A 20,930-nucleotide genomic window follows, 5' to 3' on the forward strand; every position below is an offset into this window, starting at 1 on the left:
AATACTTGGTTCTTTAGGCTCTGGCGGGCAGTTGCTGGCCTTCGAGGAGCTCGTCGAGGTGGCGCAGGGCGTGGTTGATCTCGCGACGCCACTCGGCGATCTTTCCCTTCGAGAACTCGACGCGCTCGGTCACGCCTTTCTGCACCTGGTAGTAGCAGCTGGCGAGCTCCTCCTGCTTGGTGTGCAGGTAGTCGAGCGAGGAGCGCATCTTCGCGCAAGCAGCCTCGGTCAGGTCCGGGCTCTTAAAGTAGGCCAGTCCCTTGTCCATCCGGCGACGGGCCTCGGACAGCTCGGCCAGGAGGATTTTCGCATCGGACACCCGGCGGAGATTATAGGTCATACCGACCTTTGAGAGCAGCCAGATGGCCCACTTCGTCGGGTCAAACTGCCAGGGCTTTACGCCATTACGGTAGTCATGCTGAAACTCGTGGTGGTAGTTGTGGTAGCCCTCCCCGTAGGTAATGAAGGCGATCCACCAGCTATCGCGCGCGCTGTGCTTGCTGGAGTACGGCTGCTTACCGAAGTAGTGGCAGGCGGAGTTGATGCAGAACGTGGCGTGCTGCACGATAACCGTGCGCAGGACACCGACCACGAGAAACCCGCCCAGCGCGGCCATCCACGAGCCATAGTAGAAGCCGCAGAGCGCCGCAGGCAGGATAATACCGACGACCAGCGCGATCCAGTGCACATTACGGTGCTGCCAGAGAACCCACCGGTCCTTGCGCAGGTCGTTCACGTTGTCCATCGGGGGCTCAGGGCTGAGCTTGAAAAGCAGCCAGCCCACGTGCGCGAAAAAGAAGCCGTTGTTGATGTTGTACGGGTCGTCGTCGTGGTCTACGTGCTTGTGGTGACGGCGGTGGTCCGAGACCCAGTCCAACACGGAGTTCTCCCAGGCGGCCGCGCCAAAGAGCAGCACAAACATCCGCACCGGCCACTTAGCACCAAAGGACAGGTGCGCAAACAGGCGGTGGTAGCCAAGGGTGATGCTAAGACCCGTGGCGATCAGGTAAAAGGCGAACAGCGCGGCCATGAAGCCACCCATCCCCTGGAGGATGAGGTAGGCGGGAGCAGCCGTCACGGCCAGCAGGAGCGTAAGGCTCAGAAAGACCGTCGTCGGCCAGGAGACACGCTCAAGGGGGATGTGCTTAAAACCCATCATAGGATGTCAGAGATCAGAGTGTAAGAATAAGGGGGAATGCGAGGGATCGCTGGGGATGCTAAGCGCCTCGCTACAAAAGAATTTATAAGCAAAGCTCAAAAACGTCATCAGCGCAACTCAAACCGACCGCTTGCCGGGCTGGAAGTTGCCAAAAATCGAAGCGACCGGACACAAAAAACCTCCGTCCCAGAGTGGAACGGAGGTCTTGGAAATTGTTTAACTCGCTGAGCTTAAACTTCTTTGAAGACCAGAGTGACGTTGTGGCCACCAAACCCGGAATTGTTGCTGATGGCAACCTTGACCGGGGCCTCACGCATGGCGTTGGGCACATAGTCGAGGTCACAGTCAGGATCCGGCGTGGTGTAGTTGATGGTCGGAGCAATCTTCTTCGTCTGAAGCGTCTTGCAGGAGACCGCAGCCTCCACACCACCAGCGGCGCCCAGCAGGTGACCGGTCATCGACTTCGTCGAGCTGATCATCAGCTTGTTGGCGTGCTCACCGAACGCCTTCTTCAGGGCGATGGTTTCAAACTTGTCGTTATACGGCGTCGAGGTGCCGTGCGCGTTGACGTAGTCCACCTCTTCCGGAGTAATACCGGCGCTCTTGAGCGCATTGGTAATGCAGCGGGCCAAGCCCTTACCCTCAGGGTCAGGCATGGTGATGTGGTGGGCGTCACAAGTGGAAGCGTAACCGGCAACCTCAGCGTAGATGCGGGCACCGCGGGCCTTGGCGCTTTCCTCGGTTTCGAGGATCAGCACACCGGCACCGTCACCCATGACAAAACCATCCCGGTCCTTATCGAAAGGACGGCTGGCCTGCTCAGGGCAATCGTTGTACTTCGTGCTCATGGCGCGCATGGAGCAGAAACCGCCGAAACCAAGCTCGGTGATGGCCGACTCGCTACCGCCTGCGATCATGATGTCCGCCTCGCCGCGCTGAATCACGCGAAGGGCCTCGCCGATGGCATGAGCCCCCGTCGAGCAGGCGCTCACGACCGACATATTCGGGCCGCGGGCCTTCATCTGGATCGCTACAATGCCGGAGGCCATGTTAGCGATCAGCGAAGGAATCATGAAAGGCGAGAGCTTGCGCGGACCCAGCTCAAAGAGTCGCTTGCTCTGCTCCTGAATGGTAATCATCCCACCGATGCCGGAGCCGATGATGACACCGGCACGGTCGGGGTCCCAGGACTCGGGATCGAGCCCGCTGTCCTTGACGGCCAGGCACGAAGCAGCGACCGCGAAGTGTGTGTAGCGGTCGTTGCGCTTGGCTTCCTTGCCGTCCATGTAGTCCTCGATATTGAAATCGCGGACTTCGGAAGCGACTTGGGAAGAATAGGTGGAGACGTCGAACTGCTCCAGACGACGCACGCCGCTTTTACCGGCGAGCAGGTTCGTCCACAACGTTTCGATGTCGTGGCCGAGCGAGGATACAACCCCCAGCCCGGTCACCACTACTTTGGAGACTGGTTTATCCGATTCCATTCAGGGCAATAACAACTGGATCCTAGGGAAGGGTCCGTGTGTGCGAGATGGGCAGCCTCAGGAGGCTTGCTTTTCCTTGATGTAAGCGACGACGTCGCCCACCGTGCGGAGCTTTTCCGCGTCGGACTCGGGGATTTCGCCCTGGATCTCGTCCTTGAATTCTTCCTCAAAAGCCATGACGAGCTCGACCTGGTCGAGTGAGTCGGCACCGAGGTCTTCCATAAAGGAAGCTTCGGGAGTCACCTGCTCTTCATTCTTGTTGAGCTGGTTGACGATGATTTCCTTAACGCGTTCTTCGATCGTTTTGTCGGCCATATTCTTGATGGTATAAGTAAGTTAGCAGTTGTTTACATCGCCATGCCGCCGTCAACCGTAAAAGTTTGACCGGTGATGTAGCCAGCCTCCCCCGATGCGAGGTAGGTGACCATGCTGGCGATTTCTTCGGGTTGTCCAAAGCGTTTGAGCGGAACAAGCTTTTTAGCAGCTTCAGAGACTTCCTCGTTGAGCGCGGCGGTCATGTCCGTGGCGATAAAGCCGGGCGCAACCGCGTTGACCGTGATGCCCCGGGAGGCAACTTCGCGGGCCATGGACTTGGTCAGGCCGAAAATACCGGCCTTGGCGGCGGCATAATTGACCTGTCCAGGGTTCCCCATGATCCCGACGACCGAGGAAATATTGATCACGCGGCCCCAGCGCTTCTTCGTCATCGGACGAAGCAGCCCCTTGGACCAGTAGAAGCAGCTGGAGAGGTTCGTGGAGATGACCTCGTTCCAGTCCTCGTCGCTCATGCGCAGCATGAGGGTATCGCGGGTGATCCCGGCGTTGTTGACGAGGATATCTACGTTTTCGTGCTCCTTGATGAGCGATTCGCAGGCGTCGGCTACCATGGCGCCGTCGGAGACGTCCACGGCCAGTGCGGAGGCCTTGCCCCCCTGGGCCTTGATGGCGTCGGCAGCAGCGCCGCAGGAGGATTCGTTGCGGCTGACGCACACCACGTGCACGCCCTCGGCCGCAAGGCCTTCGGCGATTGAGCGGCCAATTCCACGGCCTGCTCCTGTGACCACGGCCACTTTGTTGTCAAATGTCAGCTTCATTCAGCAAAAGGGTAAACAGGCGACTGTGCCCGAGCCGCCCGTCAAAGCAAGCAAAAACCTGCCACGAAAACCCCGCGCACGCATGCAAGGCGCATCAGGGCTCACAAACATCCGCATGCCAGAGCCTTACGAGCACACATCGCCGGGGTCGATAAGGATTGATTTGTCACACGCCGTGCCCATAAATCGGGGGCGTGGACAGCCAACCGGATTACGTCGTCGATGTGTTTTTCCTGATCCACTGGATGCTGGCCATTGTCGTCACGCTCCGGATCATCATGCGCCGCAACTCGGTCGGGGTCGCCCTAGCCTGGTTGACGTTAGTTTTCTTCCTGCCGATGGCTGGCTCCATCCTCTATATAATCTTTGGGGAGATCAGTGTCGGCCGTGCCCGTACCCGGCGAGCCTTGCAGCTCATCCAGCCCTTTAAGCAGCTGATCAACGACCGGCAAAAGCGCTTCACCCTCGACTGGTCGCAGCAGAGCGAAGCCTCCCGGCTGCTCGCCCGCCACGCCTACAATACGACCAACCTCCCCACCCTGCCCGGTAACGACCTCGAACTGCTCGACAACTGCCAGGACATCCTGCGCCGCATGATCGATGACATCCAGCAGGCCACCCACCGCGTGCACATGGAGTTCTACATCTGGCACCTCGGGGGGATCGCAGACGAGGTCATGGCCGCCGTCATTGAGGCCCGCAAGCGCGGTGCGCACTGCCGCATCCTGCTGGACTCCATCGGCAGCCACGATTTCCTGAAAAGCGAGCTGTGCAAAAAGGCCCGGCAGGCCGGGGTCGAAATCGCCGAGGCCCTCCCCGTGCGCTGGCTGCGCAACTTTTACCGCCGACAGGACCTGCGCCTGCACCGCAAGATCGTCTGCATCGACGGAGAGATCGCCTACACCGGCAGCCTCAACCTCGTCGATTCGCGCCACTTCAAGACCAAGGCCGGAGTCGGCCAGTGGGTGGACAGCATGGTCCGCGTCAAAGGCCCCGTCGTCGAGGCGCTGGCAGTCGTCTTCCTCGCCGACTGGAGCATCGAGACAGGCATGAGCTTTGACCAGATCACCGAGGAAGGCGGGCTCAAGGAGCTCGACGAGGCCGGCGAATCTTTCGTCCAGGTCGTCCCCTCGGGGCCGGGCTTCTTTAACCAGTCCAGCTACCAGAGTATCCTGACCGCCATTTACCTCGCGAAGAAGGAGCTGGTGCTGACGACCCCGTACTTCGTGCCGGACGAGGCCGTGCAGATCGCACTGGTCTCGGCCGTCATGCGCGGGGTCAACGTCACCCTCATCATGCCCGAAAAGGTGGACTCAAAGCTCGTCCACCACGCCAGCCGCGCCTACTTCGAGGAGCTGCTGGAGGGCGGCGTACGCATCGCGCTCTTTACCGGCGGGCTCCTGCACTCCAAGACCGTGACGGTGGACAACGAGATCGGCCTCATCGGCTCGGTCAACCTCGACCAGCGCAGCCTCTGGCTCAACCAGGAGGTCACGCTCTTCGTGTACGACAGCGAGTTCGCGCAGCGCCTGCGCAAGGTCCAGCAAAGCTACATCGACAACGCCGATATCCTCCACCTCGCCGCCTGGAAGAAGCGCCGCTTCCACCAGCGCCTGCTGGAGAACGCCCTGCGCCTGACCGGGCCGCTGCTGTAGGCGAAAGATTTTGTTTTAACCGCAAAGACGCAAAGAGCACAAAGGTAAGAGCCTAATATTTAAGCAGGAGGGATCAATGAGCAACAGGCTAAGTTTTCCGGGCATACTGATGTTTGTGCTGCTGGGAATGAGTTTACCTCTTAGCGGGGCGGCTCCGCGCGAGGAATTCATTTCGATTTCCTTGTACACGATGAACGTCAAGCTCGACCTTCGACAGTACAAGAACGTTTTGGATGAATCCAAGGCAGGCTTCTTGTTACTCGATGCGGATGTTGTGAACAAAAAGGCCCTGCTACTGCTGTACGATGAGTCCAATAAACAGACTTATTGTGGTTGGGTCGACGAAGCCATGTTTGTCAATTCCGCCCCGGCGCTCAAAGGCCGCTCCGGCCTCAAATTATTAAAGGTAACAGAGAACTCTGCGACCTTTGAGATACGTTTTGCGCGTTAGTGGAGACCGTTGGCTAATAAGGTATGCAGGCCGACATCATGAGCGGGCAACCGCGGTAACGGTTATCGTACAGTAACAGCATTTGCTTTGCGCCTTTGCGTCTTTGCGGTTAATTAATCCCCTTTTCCATGTCCACTGAACCGACACCGCTTTTATCCGTCGAGGGCTTGGCCGTCATGCGCGGCGACACCCACATCCTGCGCAAGATCGACTGGCGCGTCGAACCGGGCCAACACTGGGCCATTCTCGGGGCCAATGGCTGCGGCAAGACCTCTCTGCTCTCGGCCATCACCGCCTACCTGACGCCCTCCTCCGGCGAGATCGTCTTCGACGGCGACGCCTACGGCGAGACCGACTGGAACGATGTGCGCCTGCGCATCGGGATCGTCAGCAACGCCCTCACCCGCCGCATCCCGCCCGGCGAAAACGCCCTCACCACCGTGCTCTCCGGACAGACCGCGCAACTCGGCTTCTGGACGCGGGATAAAAAAGTCCCCGTGGACAAGGCCCTGCGCTGCCTCGGCAAGCTCGGGGTGCGCCATCTGGCCGAACGCCCCTGGGAAGTCCTCAGTCAGGGCGAACGGCAAAAGGTCTTCATCGCCCGCGCCCTCATGGCTGACCCCCGCCTGCTCATCCTCGACGAGCCCTGCGCCGGGCTCGATCCGGTGGCTCGGGAGAACTTTCTCGTGCGTCTGCGCAAGCTCGCCACCCTCAAGCGTGGACCGGCTATGATCCTCGTCACCCACCACGTGGAGGAGATTTTTCCGGAGATCAGCCACGTGCTCGTCCTGAAGAAGGGACGCGTGCTGGCCGCTGGCCCCGTCGCGGAAACCCTTTCCTCTGAAACGCTCAGCGCGGCCTTCGGGGCCCCTCTCACGCTGGAGCGCGACCGCTACGAGCGGCTCAGGTTGCAGTTCGCTCAGAGCTAAGGGCTGCTCCGATACGGCATTTTTCGCACAACGCAGGCGGACGCAGCGTTCCCGCGCGCTCGTTCATTATTTTTACTAATTTAAAGCAGACTATTAATTAAATAGACTTTTCGTCGATTTTTAGTGAACCTAAACGGTTTAATATCGCTCTAATAGCTAAGATGAAAACGACCAAAGTCATCGTCCCCTGGAAAGGGGGCCTGCACTTAAGACCGGCGGCGGACATTGTGAACACCGCCAAGCAGAGCCGTTCGTCCATGACCCTGCGTCTTGGCGAAAAACGCGCCAGCCTGCGCAGCATTGTCAGCCTCGTCATGCTCTGCGCCACGATGGGCACACCTCTCGTGCTTGAAGCCCAGGGCGAGGACGAAGAACGCGCCTCCAAGGCGGTGGCCCAGCTCTTCGCCAAGGATCATATCGAAAATTGATCGGACCGCACGGGGGACTGGGTCCCTCGAAGCTCCATCAACACCTCAACGGTGGAACGGGCAAACCTGCCCGCTGGCTTGCGTGTGTCAGGAAACGGGATTGATTACGACTGAGCAGGCATGTCCCTGATCCGTTTCGCAGTTCTCACCCTGCTGGCCGCCACCCTGAGCGCCGCGTGCGCCCGTGAGCAGTCCGCGCCCACCCGCCAAACCGTTTCCGATATGACCGATCTCCCCGCCCATGCCCAACAAGCGATCTTTGCCGGTGGCTGCTTCTGGTGTACCGAGGCCATCTACGCCCGCATCGATGGCGTGCTTAAGGTCGAGTCCGGCTACATCGGGGGCGACGTCCCCAACCCGACCTACCAGCAAGTCTGCACCGGTACCACCGGGCACGCAGAAGCCATTCGCGTGAGCTTCGACCCGGAAAAGGTCAGCTACGAGCAACTGGTGAGGCTGTTTTTCGCCGCCCACGACCCGACCACCCTCAACCGCCAGGGAGCCGATGTCGGCACCCAGTACCGTTCGGCCATCTTCACGCTGGACGACGCCCAGGCCGACACCGCCGAACGCGTCAAAAAGGAAATCGACGCCTCCGGGGAATTCTCGCGCCCCATCGTGACCGAGATCACCCCCGCGACGACGTTTTATCCCGCCGAGGATTACCATCAGGACTATTTCGAGCGCAACAGCTCGGCCCCCTACTGCCAGGTCGTCATCGCCCCCAAGCTCAAAAAGCTCGGACTGGAGTGAGTGGTTTGCTTGGGGGTTATGCACCCGCAGCAGCCACAGGCTGCACTTTCGATGCTGCGCATCGTATCAGCGATTACTGAAACCAGCTACGCTGGTTTCAGTAATCGCTGAGCAAAGCATCCAAGCCGCGTTGCCACCAGAACAAGTCCTGGACCTGTAATGCTGTCGCATCACCTTGCCTCTGCTAAGGCAGAGGCGAGAGGAGGCCAAGTGGTTGATTAACCCGTTGCCGGGGCAGCGAACGCAGTGAGCGATGGGGCAGAGCCCCATCAATGTCCTGTGCGGTCACGCACCCCGGCGCAGGATGAGCGAGAGGAGGGCTTTGCGGTCCTCGAAGCCACTCAGCCAGAGCAGTCCAAAGTACGCGGCAGCCGAGACCGGGATGATCACGAGCACGGTGATCACATCCGCCCATTTACCGGGCGCTATCCACTGACTCAACACCTGTGCGAGCTCCCAGGTCAGCACTCCCATAACCACTGCTGCCAGAACGATCCGGACAAGGCCGTTGACCAACCTGGCCCCGGAAAAGACCGTCAGCTTGCGGGGCAGAACAGCAGCCAGCCCGACGGCCTGCACACCGGCTGAGACGAGGTTCGCCACGGCGAGGCCGACCGTCCCCAGCGGCCGCATCAAGATCAGGCTGAGCACGAGGTTGACCACGAAGGACACGACCGCGATGCGCACCGGCGTACGCGTGTCTTTCATCGAGTGGAAGCCGCGCGTGGCCATGGTTGCCAGTCCGTAGAAAGGCAGGGCGCAGGCAAAAACCGCCAGCACCGGCACCGTCTGGTCCACGTCGAGCGCGTTGAAGCGCCCCCACTCAAACAGCAACCCCAGCACCGGCCCGGCCAGCACGGCCAGCCCGACAGCTGCAGGCACCGTGATGGCGAGAATCAGCCGCAGGCCCTCGCCATAGAGGCGGGCGATCCCGGGCTTGTCATCGGTGGCGGCCATCAGCGCCAGATTTGGAAAGATCACCGTCGCCACCGCGATGGCGAACACCCCCAGCGGGAGCTCGACGAGGCGGTTGGCCAGGTACAGGGCGGTCACACCCGTTTCGTTCAGGCCAAAGGCAAGCAGACGCGAGACGAGGACATTTACCTGCATCACTGCTGCCCCGGCCACGGCGGGGAGGAAAATTTTGTTTAGCTCGGTTAAACGCTCGGCGGGAGAAAAATCGAAACGCGCGCGCCAACCCTCACGCCTCAGTGCCACCCACGGCACAATCAGCTGCACCGCACCGCCGACCAACACCCCCGCGCACAGCGCCAGCGCCAGCGGGTAGCCCTTCAACCCCATCCCCCAGCCGCCGATGGCCAGGGTCGCAATCATGGCGAGGTTGAGCCAGACCGCCGTGAGCGCATGCACGGCGAAGCGCTGGAGCACATTGAGCAGGCCGCCCATCAGCGCCGCCACACAAACCAGCACCATATACGGCAGCAGCACCACGCCCATGGCGCAGCCCTTTTCCCACTGCTCGTGGTCGACCTGCAGCGTCTCGGCCAGCCCGGCGTGCCGGATCAGTACCCAACCGATCCCGAAGCCGAGCATCCCGACGGCGCTCAGCCCCAGCAGGACGACCAACGCACGCGAGAGCACCCGATTCGCAAACCCGAAGGCCGGCCCCTTGCCCTCCTCTTTCAGGGCCCCGGAAAAGATGGGGATCAACGCCGAGCTGAGTGCCCCCTCCCCTAACAAACGGCGGAATAGGTTTGGCACAGTAAATGCAAAAATGAAAGCTGAGGAGGTGGCCGACAGCCCTAAAAAGCCCATCATCAGGATATCACGCAAGAGCCCGAGCAGTCGGGAGCCAAGCGTCGACACGGCGACGATGAGGATATTTTGCAGGTTTTTCGCCATTGATCCGCAGAGTCTAGCACATTAGTGATAAACACTTTCCCAAACAGAATTTCCTCATCATGTCACTGATTAACCGCTTATCCGTCCGCTTGCAGAACCACCCCAAGCGCGTTGTATACCCCGAGGGAACGGACCCACGCATCATTCAGGCCGCCCGGCAGTACGCCACCCGCGGCCTTGGTGTACCGATCCTGCTCGGAGACCGGACCCGCATTAAAATCAATGCGGCCCGCCTCGACATCAAACTCGATGGCGTCAAGATTATCGAGCCCGGCCGTTCCGACGAGCTGGAAGATTTTCTCACCAAGTTCCAGGGGCTACGCCGCTTCCGGAACCTCGACAAGCAGTCCGCCAAGGACTACATCGTCAACAACAACTACTTTGCCACGCTGATGCTGGCCACGGGCCGGGCCGATGCCATCGTGTCCGGTGCCACCATCAACGCCTCCAGCGCCCTGCGTCCGCTCTTCCAGATCATCCCAACGCAGGACGACGTGCAGACGGCCTCCTCCATGCTCATCCTGGAAAAGGAAGACTCGCGCCTGGGCATCGACGGTGCGCTCTTTATGGCGGACTGCGGTGTCATCCCCGAGCCGACCTCCGAGCAGCTGGCGGACATCGCCTGCACCACAGCCGGCCTCGCCTGGCACCTGACCAACGAGCGTCCGCGCGTGGCCATGCTCGCTTTCTCCAGTAAGGCCAACAAGGACAAGCACGCCTCCATCGCCCGCATGAAGGCGGCCACCTCTCTGGCCAAGGACAAAGCACGCGACCACGACATGCCGGTCGAAATCGATGGTGAGCTGCAGGCTGACGCCGCGCTGGACCCCTTTGTGGCCGAGCAGAAAGAAATCGGCGGCTCCGTCGCCGGTCAGGCCAACGTCCTGGTCTTCCCCGACCTGAACAGCGGTAACATCGCCTCCAAGCTCGCCCAGATGGTCTCCGGTGCGCGCTCTTACGGGCAGATCATTACCGGCCTGTCCAAGCCCGCTGCCGAGATCAGCCGCGGTGCCAGTGCGCACGACATCTTTGGGGCCACGGTCATTGTTGCCGCTCAGGCGGTGGACAAGAAGTACCTCTACCCCACGGATTAACGCTCACACCGCGGACCCGATGTTTGCGCCCGCTGCGGGCACAGACGACTCTCCAACTATTCTGCCATGGCCAAGAAGAAAATGACCCACTCCCCCTTCGTGGAACCCGACGAAACCGAGCTGCTCGCGCGCCCGCGCAACAAGAGCACCAAGCGTATCTTTGTCGCGGCCACCCGCCAGAACGACGGTAAGACCACGACCTGCCTGGGTCTTTTCGCCGCGCTGCGGCAGTTCTCCGACCGGGTCGGATTCATCAAGCCGGTGGGCCAGCGCTTCATCGAGGTCGAGGGGCAAAAGGTGGACGAGGACTCCGTCCTGCTGGAGAGCATTTTCCATGTCGGCCTGCCGCTCATGGCCATGAGCCCGGTCGCCATCGACGGCACCTTTACCCGCCGCTACCTGAAGGACCCCGACGACTCCCTCAAAGTCATCGTGGACAAGATGAGCCGCGCCTTTGACCGCACTGCCTACGAGAAGGACTACGTCATCATCGAGGGCAGCGGGCACGCCGGCGTAGGCGCAGTCTTTGACATGTCCAACGCGCAGGTGGCCAAGCTCATGGGCGCCAAGGCCATCATCGTCTCTCAGGGCGGGATTGGCCGCCCCGTGGACGAAGTCGCCATCAACAAGGCCCTCTTCGACAAGTACGGCGTCGAGGTCATCGGAGCGATCCTGAACAAGGTCATGCCCGACAAGATCGACCTCATCCGCGAATATGCCGGGGCCGGACTCAAGCGTCTCGGAGTGCCGCTGCTGGGCGTGCTGCCGCTGCAAAAGCGTCTCGCCGCTCCAAACCTTTCCCAGATCGTGGACGAGATCGGTGGCCGCTGGCTCAACGGTCGCGAACAGGCCGCCAACGAGCGCATCCTGCGTGTGGTTATCGGTGCTATGACCGCCAAGGGCGTCATCGACTACCTGCAGCCGGGCGTGCTAATCATCACCCCCGGTGACCGCGACGACATTATTTTCTCAGCCATTGCCAGCGCCGGACTCTCCGGCAAAAAAGTGGTCTCGGGCATCGTGCTGACCCGCAACATCCTCCCTCATCCCAAGCTGATGGAGATGCTCGCCCGCACGAATATCCCGACGGTTATCTGCAGCGAGGAGAGCTACGCGGTCGCCTCACGGATCAACTCCATGACGGTCAAAACTCAGCCGCAGGACCACGACAAAATCCCCATCATCAACAACCTGGTGATGGACAACGTGGACATGAAAAAGATCATCGAGGCCTTCGAGCCCGGCCGCGCCTAACAAACGCCCGGCGTTTGATCCGACTCCGGCTGAAGCAGCAATGAGGACTTCGCCCATCTCAGGACCGCGGCCAAAAACCTCTTTTTGTAACATTTTTTAGCTTCAGGTCAGGGGCACATGTTGTAATAGTTAGAGCATGCGCCGTCTCCTCCTCTGCCTGCTTGCATTAGCAGTTCCCCTGTCCGTCTCTCTGCGGGCCGACTTTACCTATTCCGGAGCCGAGATGGAATTCTCTGGTGGAACAGTCACCGCATCTGACTATGTATTAGGCCCAGATGTAGCACTGAATATCGACCTTGAGGAACTTGGCTGGGTCTGGGACGAAGAAACCGGGACCTGGATACCTCCGGAAACATACGCAGACGGATCGGTTTGGTTCACTTATTCTGAGGGAGAAGGCTACCTTAAAGTGGAAGGAGGTCACCTCATTTTCGTCATTGGCTCAAACGACGAAGAGGCCCCCTCCGACGATACGAACTCAACCAGCAGCGGCGCTTACCTGCCCGCCGATAACAACCCGGCCGACCACCATGTCAGCGATGAGGAATTCGACGCCTACTGCGCCGCCTGGCAAGCCGGTGAGGACTGGCCCGAGCATGGCGGACTGATCCCGATCGACTTCGTCACCCGCACCGCCTGGATCTACTGGGAGTACGATGGGGACTACACGACCAACACGAATACCGACCCCAACAGCTCCGGCTCGTACCAAGGTGTTTACGCTGAGACCACCGATTGGGACTCTGTGTGGAACAATCTGAATTTCACTGCTATCGGGGGAACCATAGTCGACTGGACCGCTACCCGCGTGCTGTGCAACTTCGATCTGCCGGAAGGGGCCACAGCCTGCGCCATTGAGCTGTCACTGCCGGAGGGTTGGGTTGCCCTGCCAGAGGGCGATGGGGGCCTGAGCGTGATCAGCCTGAACGAGATCACAACAGGAACCGTCAATGCACAGCAGCACACCGTGCGCTGGGGCCCGTACCGCACAAGTGAAATCCCGACCAACATCGGGACCTTCCTCATTTCGATGAACGGCGATGTTCTCCCCGAGACCGATGATCTGGACGGCATTGCCTCCTTTGACGGCACGGACACCGCGCTCACCAGCTACGAACTGGTCGAGCCGTCGCTTTACGTTTACTGCAATACCGATGAAGCAGCCGGGCGGGACCCCGCCCTGCATGCGGGTGGAGCCTTGCTGGAAAAAGCTCTCGCGGGCCGGGGCAATCGCCCTTCCGAAGATTTCTCTCCGGTCTTCAAACCATTCATCAACGACGAAGGCCAGCTCAGCATGCGCTGCACCTTAACCCGCGACGTTATTTACCCGGAAATGGGCTTCGTCATCGAGCGTAAGACCAGCCTGGGAAGCACCGAGTGGGACGAGGTCCCGGTGGAGTGGACCCTTATCGAGCAGGATGGGCGTAAGCTGGTATTTGAGACGACCTTTGCCTGTCTTGACAGCGGCCAGCCTGAATACCATCGAGTCCGCGTGACTGAAAACGCCGAAGTGGCCGTCAGCCTACCTCGCACGTTTGAGTAAATCACTCACCCCAGTGTCACATGGGGTCACCTCATGGCACCATCAGTGATCCGCAGGATCACAGGTGCAGGCTTTGCCTACCGCGAGGTTTGGGGGCGCGCAGCCCCCATCATCACGCGCCCAGTGCCGCGAAGGTACCGCGCAAGCGCTCGGCGATTTCCGGGATGGGGGTCTCGGCGATTTCCTCCAGCGGGATGCGTACGGCGGGCGTCTGCGGCAGCTCGGTCAGGGGCTCACTGATGCACAGGTCGCGGTTGGCGGCCACCTCGTCGATGCGCCCGGTAGGCGTCGTCAACGGAGCGCGCTTGAGCAACTCGGGCTGTTCGCGAACCAGCTCCAGAATGGCCAGCGTGGCGTCGGCCAGACGGTCGAGCTCGGCGCGCGTATAGCTCTCGGTCGGCTCAAACATGATACCGAGCATTTCCGGCCAGGCGACGGTTGGCGCGTGGAAGCCAAAGTCCAGGAAGAGCTTGCCGAGGCTGGGCATGATCGATGTCTTCGCGACACCGGCAGCCTCCACCGTGGCGAAGTCCTCCGCCGTGAGCGTGAGGATAAACTCGTGCATGCGAGGCAGCTCTCCGGTCCCGGCGGGCAGAGTGGCGTACTGGCCACGGGTGCGCTCAAAGAGGTAGCGGGCCGCCAGCACGGCGGTAGCCGACATACGGCGGATGCCCTCGCCACCGAGCCGCAGCAGGTAGGTGTAGCAGCGGATCTTGTGGCCGAAGTTCCCCCAGTGCCGATGGAAAGAACCGATCGAACGCGGGGCCTTGACCGGCGCGTAGCGACCATCGGGCGCGCACTCGACCTGATGGCCCGGCAGGTACGGCAGCAGACGTCCACTGACGGCGACAATCGCATCACCCGGACCCCCTCCACCGTGCGGGATCGTCCAGGTCTTGTGCAGGTTGTTGTGGACGGCGTCCACGCCCATCGCCCCGAGGTTTACCCAGCCGGCGATGGCGTTCATGTTTGCTCCGTCCATGTAAACTAGTCCGCCAATGGCGTGGATCTTGTCGGCGATAGTTTTAAAATGCGTCTCGAAGATGCCACTGGTGTTCGGGTTGGTAATCATGACCCCGGCGATACGCTCGCCGTAGGTGCCGATGACCTCGTCGAGCTGGGCCAGGTCGATCTGGCCGTCGTCTCCGGCCTCCAGCAGCACGATTCCACCCTTGGGGGTCACACCGGGGCGCGGCGTGTAGCCCGCCATGGCGGCGGTGGCAAAGTTCGTCCCGTGGGCCGAACGGGGGATCAGGATGACATCGCGGCGGTGGTCGGAGTGGTCGCGGTGGTAGGCCTGAAACAGCTTTAAGCCGACCAGCTCGCCCTGCGCACCGGCCAGCGGCTGCGTGGTGAGCCCGGCCAGACCGGTGATACCCTTGAACCATTCCTGAATCTCAAAGAGCAGCTTGAGGCAGCCCTGCACATCGTCGATGGGGGCCTGCGGGTGCGCCTGGGTAAAGCCCGGCAGCGAGGCGGCCTCGTCGTTGACGAAGGGGTTGTACTTCATCGTGCACGAGCCCAGCGGGTACGGGCTGTCATCGGGGCTGACGTTGAGAGCGCCGAGCTTTTTATAGTAAGCGAGCACCTCATCGTAGCCAAAGCTGGGCAGGCCAACGGCACCTTCGCGCAGCGCGGAGGCGGGGACGTCGGGAAGCTCGACCGACTTTTTAGCCGGGCCAAACTGCGACTCGAAGAACGCCACCAGATTTGTGATCCCGGCGTGGATGTCCGAGAAGGAAAGTTTGAGCAGATTCTGCCCACCCTTGACGCGGCGGCTGGCATCCACGCCCAGGTGCAGCCCGGCCTCGCGACCAGCACGGAGCACATCCTGCACGGGGCGGTCGAGCTTGAGCGTAAACTCGTTATAGAATGGGCTCTCCGGGTAAAGCAGCTCCACCCCCTCCAGCGCGCAGAGTGCGCGGGCGGCTTCGCGGGCACGTTCGCGGGCAGCCGAAGCAGCCTCGGCCATCCCCTCTTCACCGCGCTCCAGCACGGAGGCACCGGCCACCGTGGCGATAAAGGCCTGATTGGAGCAAATGTTCGAGGTCGCCTTGTCCTTGCGGATGTGTTGCTCGCGGGTGGACATGACAGCCACGCGGCAGTCACGCCCCTCGCCGTCGCGGCCCTTGCCCACGTAGCGGCCCGGCGTCGCACGCACGTGGTTGGAAATCTCGCTGTTGTGGCGCACGGCGAACAGCCCCAGACCGGGTCCGCCGAAGTTCGGAGCCAGCGCCAAATGCTGGGCCTCGCCTACTACGATATCCGCCCCGGTCTCGCCAAAGGCCGTCGGAGGCTTCAGGCCACTCGTGCCCAGCAGCATCGGGTCGATCATGGCAATGGCGAGCACCCCGGCCTCGTGGGCCAGGTCGGTCAGCGCGTCCACATCCTCCAGGAGGCCCAGATCATTGACCTGCGGGAAGGCAATCCCGGCCAGCGCTTCACCGGTCTCGGCGACAAGGCTTTTCAGGGCTTCGATGTCGAGGGCACCGGTCTGCACACTGCGCGGAGCCCAGCGGATTTCGACTTCGGTGTCGGCGGCGAGGGTTTCCAGCACCTCACGGTCGCCGGGATAAATGGCCTCGGAGACGATGACCACGCTGCTCTTGCGCTTCAGGCGGATGGCCGCACAGGCAGCCTCAAAGAGCGCGGTCGAGCGGTCATAGAGGGAGGCGTTGACGGCCTCAAAGCCGGTCAGCATCCGCATCAAGCATTGATAAATCCAGTGGCAAAGCAGGGTTCCCTGGCTGCGCTCCGGCTGGTAGGGCGTGTAGGCGGTGGTCAGGTTACGGATCGCACTGACCTCGGCCACAATCGGCATCTGGCGAAACTGCGGCAGCCCGTCCCCAATGTACGACTCGCGGATCAGGTTCATGTCGGCCAGCTCACCCAGGCGGTCGAGCAGGTTCTCGTGGGCCTCGGCCTCGGGAAGCAGCAGCGGGCCGGAGAATTTCACATCCGTAGAAATGTGCCGAAAAAGGTCGGCAAGGTCTTTGGCTCCAACAGATTCCAACATTCCCTGAATGTCGGCTTCGGAGGCGGGGATGTAGTCGCGGGCGTGTTCGCGGTCAGTTTTGGCCATGGAAAAAGGAAAAGAGCGGTTTCAGGATTGTCTGACAATCAGACAATCTCCAGCATGGGTGATAGCAACCCTATTCTGCGCAGAGCGGGCGGCGTTTGCGTAAGCCTCCGGGCGGCAACGAAATATTTTTGCCGTCGGAGATGAGAACGAACGATGCGGACGCTGCGCAGGAGCCGGGAAGCGAGAAAACTGAAATCCGACTTTGCCTTTGCCCAGCGGCTGGGCCACAACACTGACACACACTTGCCATGTCCGACCTGAAGCAGACTCCGCTCATTGATTTTCACAAGAAACTGGGAGCACGTTGCGTGCCCTTTGCCGGCTGGGAAATGCCCGTCAGCTATGCCGGGATCATAGAGGAGCACCTCGCCGTGCGCCAGGCCTGCGGGTTCTTCGACGTGTGCCACATGGGCGAGTTTGTTGTGAGCGGGCCAGAGGCCGAGAAATTCCTCGACGAGGCCCTGACCAACCGCATCGCTGGCACCCCTGCGGGTAAGGCCGTGTACTCCCCCCTCTGCGCCGAGGATGGCGGCACGATCGACGACCTCATCGTCTACCGCGAAAGCGAGGAGGACTTTATCGTCGTGGTCAACGCCTCGAACATCGACAAGGACTTCGCCCGCTTCGAGGAGCTGGCTCCCAGCTACGCGGTGACGCTGACAAATATTTCCGACGACACCGGGCTCATCGCCGTACAAGGCCCCAAGGCCACCGCCCTCGTACAATCCCTTGCTCCGGAGCTCAAACTCCCCGGACGCTTCCGGCACATTCAGACCACCCTCGGCGAGATCAACTGCCGCATCTGCCGAACCGGCTACACCGGTGAGGACGGGGTCGAGATCATGTGCGCGGCCCAGGACGCCGTCGCCCTCGCGGAGCTGCTGACCGCGACCGGAGAGAGTTTCGGGGCGCAGTGGTGCGGGCTGGGTGCCCGCGACAGCCTCCGTCTGGAAGCGGGCTACCCCCTCTACGGCCACGAGCTGAGCGCGGAGATTTCCCCCGTCATGGCCGGGCTTGGCTGGGCGGTCAAGCTCGACAAAGAGCGCTTCAGCGGGCGTGAACCTCTCGCCGCTCAGGCCGCCGACAAGGCGCTGGCCGGGGTTAAGTTTTTCACCCTGGAAGGTCGCCGCATCGCCCGCGAAGGCACCCCGGTCCTCGATGCGACCAATAAGGAAGTCGGCAAGGTCCTCTCCGGCACCATGTCCCCGGTCCTGAGCAAGCCCATCGGCTCGGCCCTGCTAGAGGCCGGAGCGCAGGCTCCGCTGCGGGTTGAGCTGCGCGGTCACCGGGCCGAGCTGGCACTGGCCAAACCGCCCTTGTATAAGTAAACCTCACCGGCGGCTTGGCAGCATTAACGGCTGCCGACATATCTCGCTCCTTGATCGGGGAGCCGCGTTCGCGCGCCCACTTGAACAGTTCCAATAAAATAAGCGGGCTGAACTTAACTGTGAGAGTATCTGTCGTGGGTTTTTCCATTGCCATTACGACTGCAAACGAATCGGTTTCCCGGACCAAACCAACGCAATGAAAGACGCTACCCGTATCTTCAAGCGCCACGAAGGTGGCCCCCTCCTGCACATCAAGGACTTCCCCGGCAAGGCCCAGATCTACAACCCGGCCCCGGTCCAAGTCGGTGACGAAACAGTCCTGCTTGTCTCCGTGGTCGAGCACGCCGCCACCCATGGCTTCGGCCGCGATGTAGGGCAGACCCGCGTCGCCCGCTCCAAGGACGGGATCAACTTCGAGCTCTCCGAAAAGAACTTCATCGACACACAGGCGGTCGGTGAGCCCTGGGAGCGCTACCACCACTTTATCGACAACCGCGTCACCAAGATCGACGACTGGTACTACATCATCACCCCCGTGATGGTAAACGGCTACGATGCCCCGGTCGGCATGCTCGGCCGCACACAGGACTTTGTCTCCTACGAGCGCATCGAGATCATCACACAGCCGAAAAACCGCGGCGCCTCGCTTTTCCCGGAGAAGATCAACGGCAAGTACTACAAGCTCGACCGCCCCGGCGGGGGTGACGGCGGCGACGGCGACATCTGGATCAGCGCTTCGCCGGACCTCGTCCACTGGGGCGAGTTCAAGCCCGTGCTGGCAGCCGGTTACCGCTTCTGGAACGTGCAGAAGATCGGCCCCACCCCGCCCATCAAGACGGAGCACGGCTGGCTCGACATCATCCACGGTGTCTTCACTCCTGCGGGCGGCACCTACTACTATATCGGGGCCATGCTGCTCGACCTGGACGAGCCGTGGAAAGTCATCGGCAAGACCAACAGCTACCTGCTCATGCCCGAGGAGCCCTGGGAACAGCACGGCAACTGCGACAACACGGTCTTCCCCTGTGGAGCCATCGCCGACTACGATCAGGACCGCATCCGCCTCTACTACGGGGCCTGCGACTTCGCGATCTGTCTGGCCACCGGCTCCTTGAGTGAAACCGTCGACGCCTGCCTGAAGGGCCTGTAAACACACCAGCTCTCATACAAGGGGCATAGCCCCGCCCAGCGATGAAGCATCCGGCCTGCAGGGCTTGCCCTGCACTTTGGTCTTCACGCCGGGGCGATTTTGGTTAATCTGGGCGGTTTCCCATCTTTTCCATGCACAAGAGCACCCGCATTGTTATCACCGGCCTGGGGCTGACCGCCCCCAATGGCAATACCCTGGCCGAGTTCCGGCAGAACCTTCTTGGCGGCGTCGCCCGCCTGCAGAACATCGACATCCGCCACATGGGCCAGGTGCACGCCGGGGTGTGCGACTTTGATCCGCTCAAGTACCAGAAGCGCAAGGAGCTACGCAACGGCACCCGCGCTGGCAGCGTCTCGATCTACTGCGCCCGCGAAGCCATTGCTGACAGCGGCCTGGATCTGGAGAGCCTGGACAAGAGCCGCGTCGGCGTCTACCTCGGCATCACCGAGCACGGCAACGTAGAGACCGAGAACGAGATCTTCAACATCTCGCAGTTCGACTACGACACGAAGTTCTGGACGCACCACCACAACCCCCGCACCGTGGCCAATAACCCCGCCGGGGAAGTCACGCTGAATCTCGGCATCACCGGACCGCACTACACCATCGGTGCCGCCTGCGCCGCCGGCAACGCCGGCCTCATCCAGGCCGCCCAGATGCTCATGCTCGGTGAGTGCGACCTCGCCCTGGCAGGCGGCATCAGCGAGAGCATCCACACATTCGGGATTTTCGCCGGGTTTAAAAACCAGGGCGCCCTCGCCGTCAATGAGGACCCCAACAAGGCCTCCCGCCCCTTTGACCAGGACCGCAATGGTATCGTGGTCTCCGAAGGCGGCTGCATCTACACCGTTGAGCGGCTGGAGGATGCGCAGGCCCGCGGCGCAAAGATTTACGGTGAAATCGCCGGTTGGTGCATCAACTCCGACGCTACCGACGCCGTTCTGCCCAACCCCGAACGTCAGGCCCAGTGCATGCGCTCCGCGCTCGCACGCGCCGGGATGGAGCCGGGGGACATCTCCATCGTTAACACCCACGCCACCGCCACAAAAATGGGTGACATCCAGGAAATGACGGCGGTCCGCGAGGTCTTCGGGGGATGTGAAAACACTTGGGTTAACAACACCAAAAGCTTTATCGGACACGCCATGGGCGCTGCCGGGGCACTTGAGCTGGCCGGAAACCTGCCTGCCTTCGAGGACGGCGTCGTCCATCCCACGATCAATGTGGATAATCTTGACCCGGCATGCGAATTTCCCACGCTGGTCCTGAACGAGCCGAAAAAAATCGGCAGGGTTGACAGCATCCTGAACAACTCTTTCGGTATGCTCGGTATCAACTCCGCCCTCATTATCAAACGAGTTGCGGCCACCCAGTAAATTGACCAAGGAACATGACCAAAGACGAAATCAAGCAGATCGTGCTGGATATTATCGCTGAAATCGCGCCCGACGAGGATCTCTCGGACGTCAAGCCTGACGTGCGTCTGCGCGACCAGCTCGACCTGGATTCCATGGACTTTCTCGACATCGTGATGGAGCTGCGCAAGCAGCATGGCATCGAAGTGCCCGAAGAGGAGTACCCAAAGCTGGCCTCCCTCGACAGCTGCGCTGACTACCTTGAGCCGAAATTCGCGGCTCTGAAGGCCTAGTCGCGCTTTCCCCCG

18 protein-coding genes are annotated in these 20,930 nt (G+C 61.2%); 12 read left to right on the forward strand and 6 right to left on the reverse strand.

Features of this window, described 5'->3' with window-relative positions; genetic code table 11:
• Positions 1-13 precede the first annotated feature (13 nt).
• The 4 genes from K0V07_RS00760 to fabG all read right to left on the reverse strand — a co-directional run bounded on the left by K0V07_RS00760 (position 14) and on the right by fabG (position 3,737).
• A complete protein-coding gene (locus K0V07_RS00760; protein ID WP_220622625.1) occupies positions 14-1,159 on the reverse strand; it encodes a fatty acid desaturase in 1,146 nt (381 codons plus the stop codon).
• 230 nt (positions 1,160-1,389) lie between these two features.
• Positions 1,390-2,643 (reverse strand): beta-ketoacyl-ACP synthase II, encoded by a 1,254-nt coding sequence (fabF, locus tag K0V07_RS00765; protein ID WP_220622626.1) that lies wholly within the window; start codon positions 2,641-2,643, stop codon positions 1,390-1,392.
• Between the two features lie 57 nt (positions 2,644-2,700).
• Positions 2,701-2,958, reverse strand: coding sequence for an acyl carrier protein (gene acpP, locus K0V07_RS00770; RefSeq protein ID WP_220622627.1), 258 nt, complete (start codon positions 2,956-2,958; stop codon positions 2,701-2,703).
• A gap of 32 nt (positions 2,959-2,990) precedes the next feature.
• Positions 2,991-3,737: a 3-oxoacyl-ACP reductase FabG gene (fabG, locus tag K0V07_RS00775; protein WP_220622628.1), complete on the reverse strand. Its 747-nt coding sequence runs from the start codon at positions 3,735-3,737 to the stop codon at positions 2,991-2,993.
• 194 nt (positions 3,738-3,931) lie between these two features.
• Here fabG and cls point away from each other — a divergent pair, with 194 nt between their 5' ends.
• The 5 genes from cls to msrA all read left to right on the forward strand — a co-directional run bounded on the left by cls (position 3,932) and on the right by msrA (position 7,953).
• Positions 3,932-5,392, forward strand: a complete 1,461-nt coding sequence (gene cls, locus K0V07_RS00780) for a cardiolipin synthase (protein WP_220622629.1) — start codon at positions 3,932-3,934, stop codon at positions 5,390-5,392.
• Between the two features lie 76 nt (positions 5,393-5,468).
• Positions 5,469-5,843 (forward strand): hypothetical protein, encoded by a 375-nt coding sequence (locus K0V07_RS00785; RefSeq protein ID WP_220622630.1) that lies wholly within the window; start codon positions 5,469-5,471, stop codon positions 5,841-5,843.
• A 128-nt stretch (positions 5,844-5,971) separates the two neighbouring features.
• Positions 5,972-6,772 (forward strand): ABC transporter ATP-binding protein, encoded by an 801-nt coding sequence (locus K0V07_RS00790; RefSeq protein ID WP_220622631.1) that lies wholly within the window; start codon positions 5,972-5,974, stop codon positions 6,770-6,772.
• 161 nt (positions 6,773-6,933) lie between these two features.
• The gene (locus tag K0V07_RS00795; RefSeq protein WP_220622632.1) at positions 6,934-7,200 is read left to right on the forward strand and encodes an HPr family phosphocarrier protein; all 267 of its coding nucleotides are present in this window, start codon (positions 6,934-6,936) and stop codon (positions 7,198-7,200) included.
• A gap of 222 nt (positions 7,201-7,422) precedes the next feature.
• Positions 7,423-7,953, forward strand: coding sequence for a peptide-methionine (S)-S-oxide reductase MsrA (gene msrA / locus K0V07_RS00800; protein ID WP_345778167.1), 531 nt, complete (start codon positions 7,423-7,425; stop codon positions 7,951-7,953).
• 285 nt (positions 7,954-8,238) lie between these two features.
• On the opposite strand, the gene murJ is transcribed toward msrA, so the two are convergent.
• A complete protein-coding gene (gene murJ / locus K0V07_RS00805; RefSeq protein ID WP_220622633.1) occupies positions 8,239-9,816 on the reverse strand; it encodes a murein biosynthesis integral membrane protein MurJ in 1,578 nt (525 codons plus the stop codon).
• Between the two features lie 59 nt (positions 9,817-9,875).
• Between murJ and K0V07_RS00810 the strand changes: the two genes are divergently transcribed.
• The 3 genes from K0V07_RS00810 (at position 9,876) to K0V07_RS00820 (ending at position 13,707) form a co-directional block, all read left to right on the forward strand.
• On the forward strand, positions 9,876-10,910 hold the full coding sequence (locus tag K0V07_RS00810) for a phosphate acetyltransferase (protein ID WP_220622634.1): 1,035 nt from the start codon (positions 9,876-9,878) through the stop codon (positions 10,908-10,910).
• Between the two features lie 66 nt (positions 10,911-10,976).
• On the forward strand, positions 10,977-12,164 hold the full coding sequence (locus tag K0V07_RS00815) for an AAA family ATPase (protein ID WP_255568056.1): 1,188 nt from the start codon (positions 10,977-10,979) through the stop codon (positions 12,162-12,164).
• A gap of 136 nt (positions 12,165-12,300) precedes the next feature.
• Positions 12,301-13,707 (forward strand): hypothetical protein, encoded by a 1,407-nt coding sequence (locus K0V07_RS00820; RefSeq protein ID WP_220622635.1) that lies wholly within the window; start codon positions 12,301-12,303, stop codon positions 13,705-13,707.
• Between the two features lie 112 nt (positions 13,708-13,819).
• On the opposite strand, the gene gcvPB is transcribed toward K0V07_RS00820, so the two are convergent.
• Positions 13,820-16,789 carry an aminomethyl-transferring glycine dehydrogenase subunit GcvPB gene (gcvPB, locus tag K0V07_RS00825; RefSeq protein WP_220622636.1) on the reverse strand — a complete coding sequence of 990 codons (2,970 nt, stop codon included), beginning with the start codon at positions 16,787-16,789 and terminating at the stop codon, positions 13,820-13,822.
• 248 nt (positions 16,790-17,037) lie between these two features.
• Between gcvPB and gcvT the strand changes: the two genes are divergently transcribed.
• The 4 genes from gcvT (at position 17,038) to K0V07_RS00845 (ending at position 20,915) form a co-directional block, all read left to right on the forward strand.
• Positions 17,038-18,117, forward strand: a complete 1,080-nt coding sequence (gene gcvT / locus K0V07_RS00830) for a glycine cleavage system aminomethyltransferase GcvT (protein WP_220622637.1) — start codon at positions 17,038-17,040, stop codon at positions 18,115-18,117.
• A gap of 196 nt (positions 18,118-18,313) precedes the next feature.
• A complete protein-coding gene (locus K0V07_RS00835; RefSeq protein WP_220622638.1) occupies positions 18,314-19,267 on the forward strand; it encodes a glycoside hydrolase family 130 protein in 954 nt (317 codons plus the stop codon).
• A gap of 131 nt (positions 19,268-19,398) precedes the next feature.
• Positions 19,399-20,643 (forward strand): beta-ketoacyl-[acyl-carrier-protein] synthase family protein, encoded by a 1,245-nt coding sequence (locus K0V07_RS00840; RefSeq protein WP_220622639.1) that lies wholly within the window; start codon positions 19,399-19,401, stop codon positions 20,641-20,643.
• Positions 20,644-20,657: 14 nt separating this feature from the next.
• Positions 20,658-20,915: a phosphopantetheine-binding protein gene (locus K0V07_RS00845; RefSeq protein WP_220622640.1), complete on the forward strand. Its 258-nt coding sequence runs from the start codon at positions 20,658-20,660 to the stop codon at positions 20,913-20,915.
• The last annotated feature ends 15 nt before the right edge of the window (positions 20,916-20,930 follow it).

The sequence above is a fragment of the Ruficoccus sp. ZRK36 genome (assembly GCF_019603315.1).
Lineage (GTDB): Bacteria > Verrucomicrobiota > Verrucomicrobiia > Opitutales > Cerasicoccaceae > Ruficoccus.

Bases quoted from the DNA above. Each gene is read 5' to 3' on its own strand.
- acpP (WP_220622627.1), bottom strand. From the start codon at position 2,958: ATGGCCGACAAAACGATCGAAGAACGCGTTAAGGAAATCATCGTCAAC.
- K0V07_RS00795 (WP_220622632.1), top strand. From the start codon at position 6,934: ATGAAAACGACCAAAGTCATCGTCCCCTGGAAAGGGGGCCTGCACTTA.
- murJ (WP_220622633.1), bottom strand. From the start codon at position 9,816: ATGGCGAAAAACCTGCAAAATATCCTCATCGTCGCCGTGTCGACGCTT.
- fabF (WP_220622626.1), bottom strand. From the start codon at position 2,643: ATGGAATCGGATAAACCAGTCTCCAAAGTAGTGGTGACCGGGCTGGGG.
- K0V07_RS00790 (WP_220622631.1), top strand. From the start codon at position 5,972: ATGTCCACTGAACCGACACCGCTTTTATCCGTCGAGGGCTTGGCCGTC.
- gcvT (WP_220622637.1), top strand. From the start codon at position 17,038: ATGTCCGACCTGAAGCAGACTCCGCTCATTGATTTTCACAAGAAACTG.
- K0V07_RS00835 (WP_220622638.1), top strand. From the start codon at position 18,314: ATGAAAGACGCTACCCGTATCTTCAAGCGCCACGAAGGTGGCCCCCTC.
- K0V07_RS00810 (WP_220622634.1), top strand. From the start codon at position 9,876: ATGTCACTGATTAACCGCTTATCCGTCCGCTTGCAGAACCACCCCAAG.
- K0V07_RS00820 (WP_220622635.1), top strand. From the start codon at position 12,301: ATGCGCCGTCTCCTCCTCTGCCTGCTTGCATTAGCAGTTCCCCTGTCC.
- K0V07_RS00815 (WP_255568056.1), top strand. From the start codon at position 10,977: ATGGCCAAGAAGAAAATGACCCACTCCCCCTTCGTGGAACCCGACGAA.
- msrA (WP_345778167.1), top strand. From the start codon at position 7,423: ATGACCGATCTCCCCGCCCATGCCCAACAAGCGATCTTTGCCGGTGGC.
- fabG (WP_220622628.1), bottom strand. From the start codon at position 3,737: ATGAAGCTGACATTTGACAACAAAGTGGCCGTGGTCACAGGAGCAGGC.
- K0V07_RS00840 (WP_220622639.1), top strand. From the start codon at position 19,399: ATGCACAAGAGCACCCGCATTGTTATCACCGGCCTGGGGCTGACCGCC.
- K0V07_RS00845 (WP_220622640.1), top strand. From the start codon at position 20,658: ATGACCAAAGACGAAATCAAGCAGATCGTGCTGGATATTATCGCTGAA.
- gcvPB (WP_220622636.1), bottom strand. From the start codon at position 16,789: ATGGCCAAAACTGACCGCGAACACGCCCGCGACTACATCCCCGCCTCC.
- K0V07_RS00760 (WP_220622625.1), bottom strand. From the start codon at position 1,159: ATGATGGGTTTTAAGCACATCCCCCTTGAGCGTGTCTCCTGGCCGACG.
- K0V07_RS00785 (WP_220622630.1), top strand. From the start codon at position 5,469: ATGAGCAACAGGCTAAGTTTTCCGGGCATACTGATGTTTGTGCTGCTG.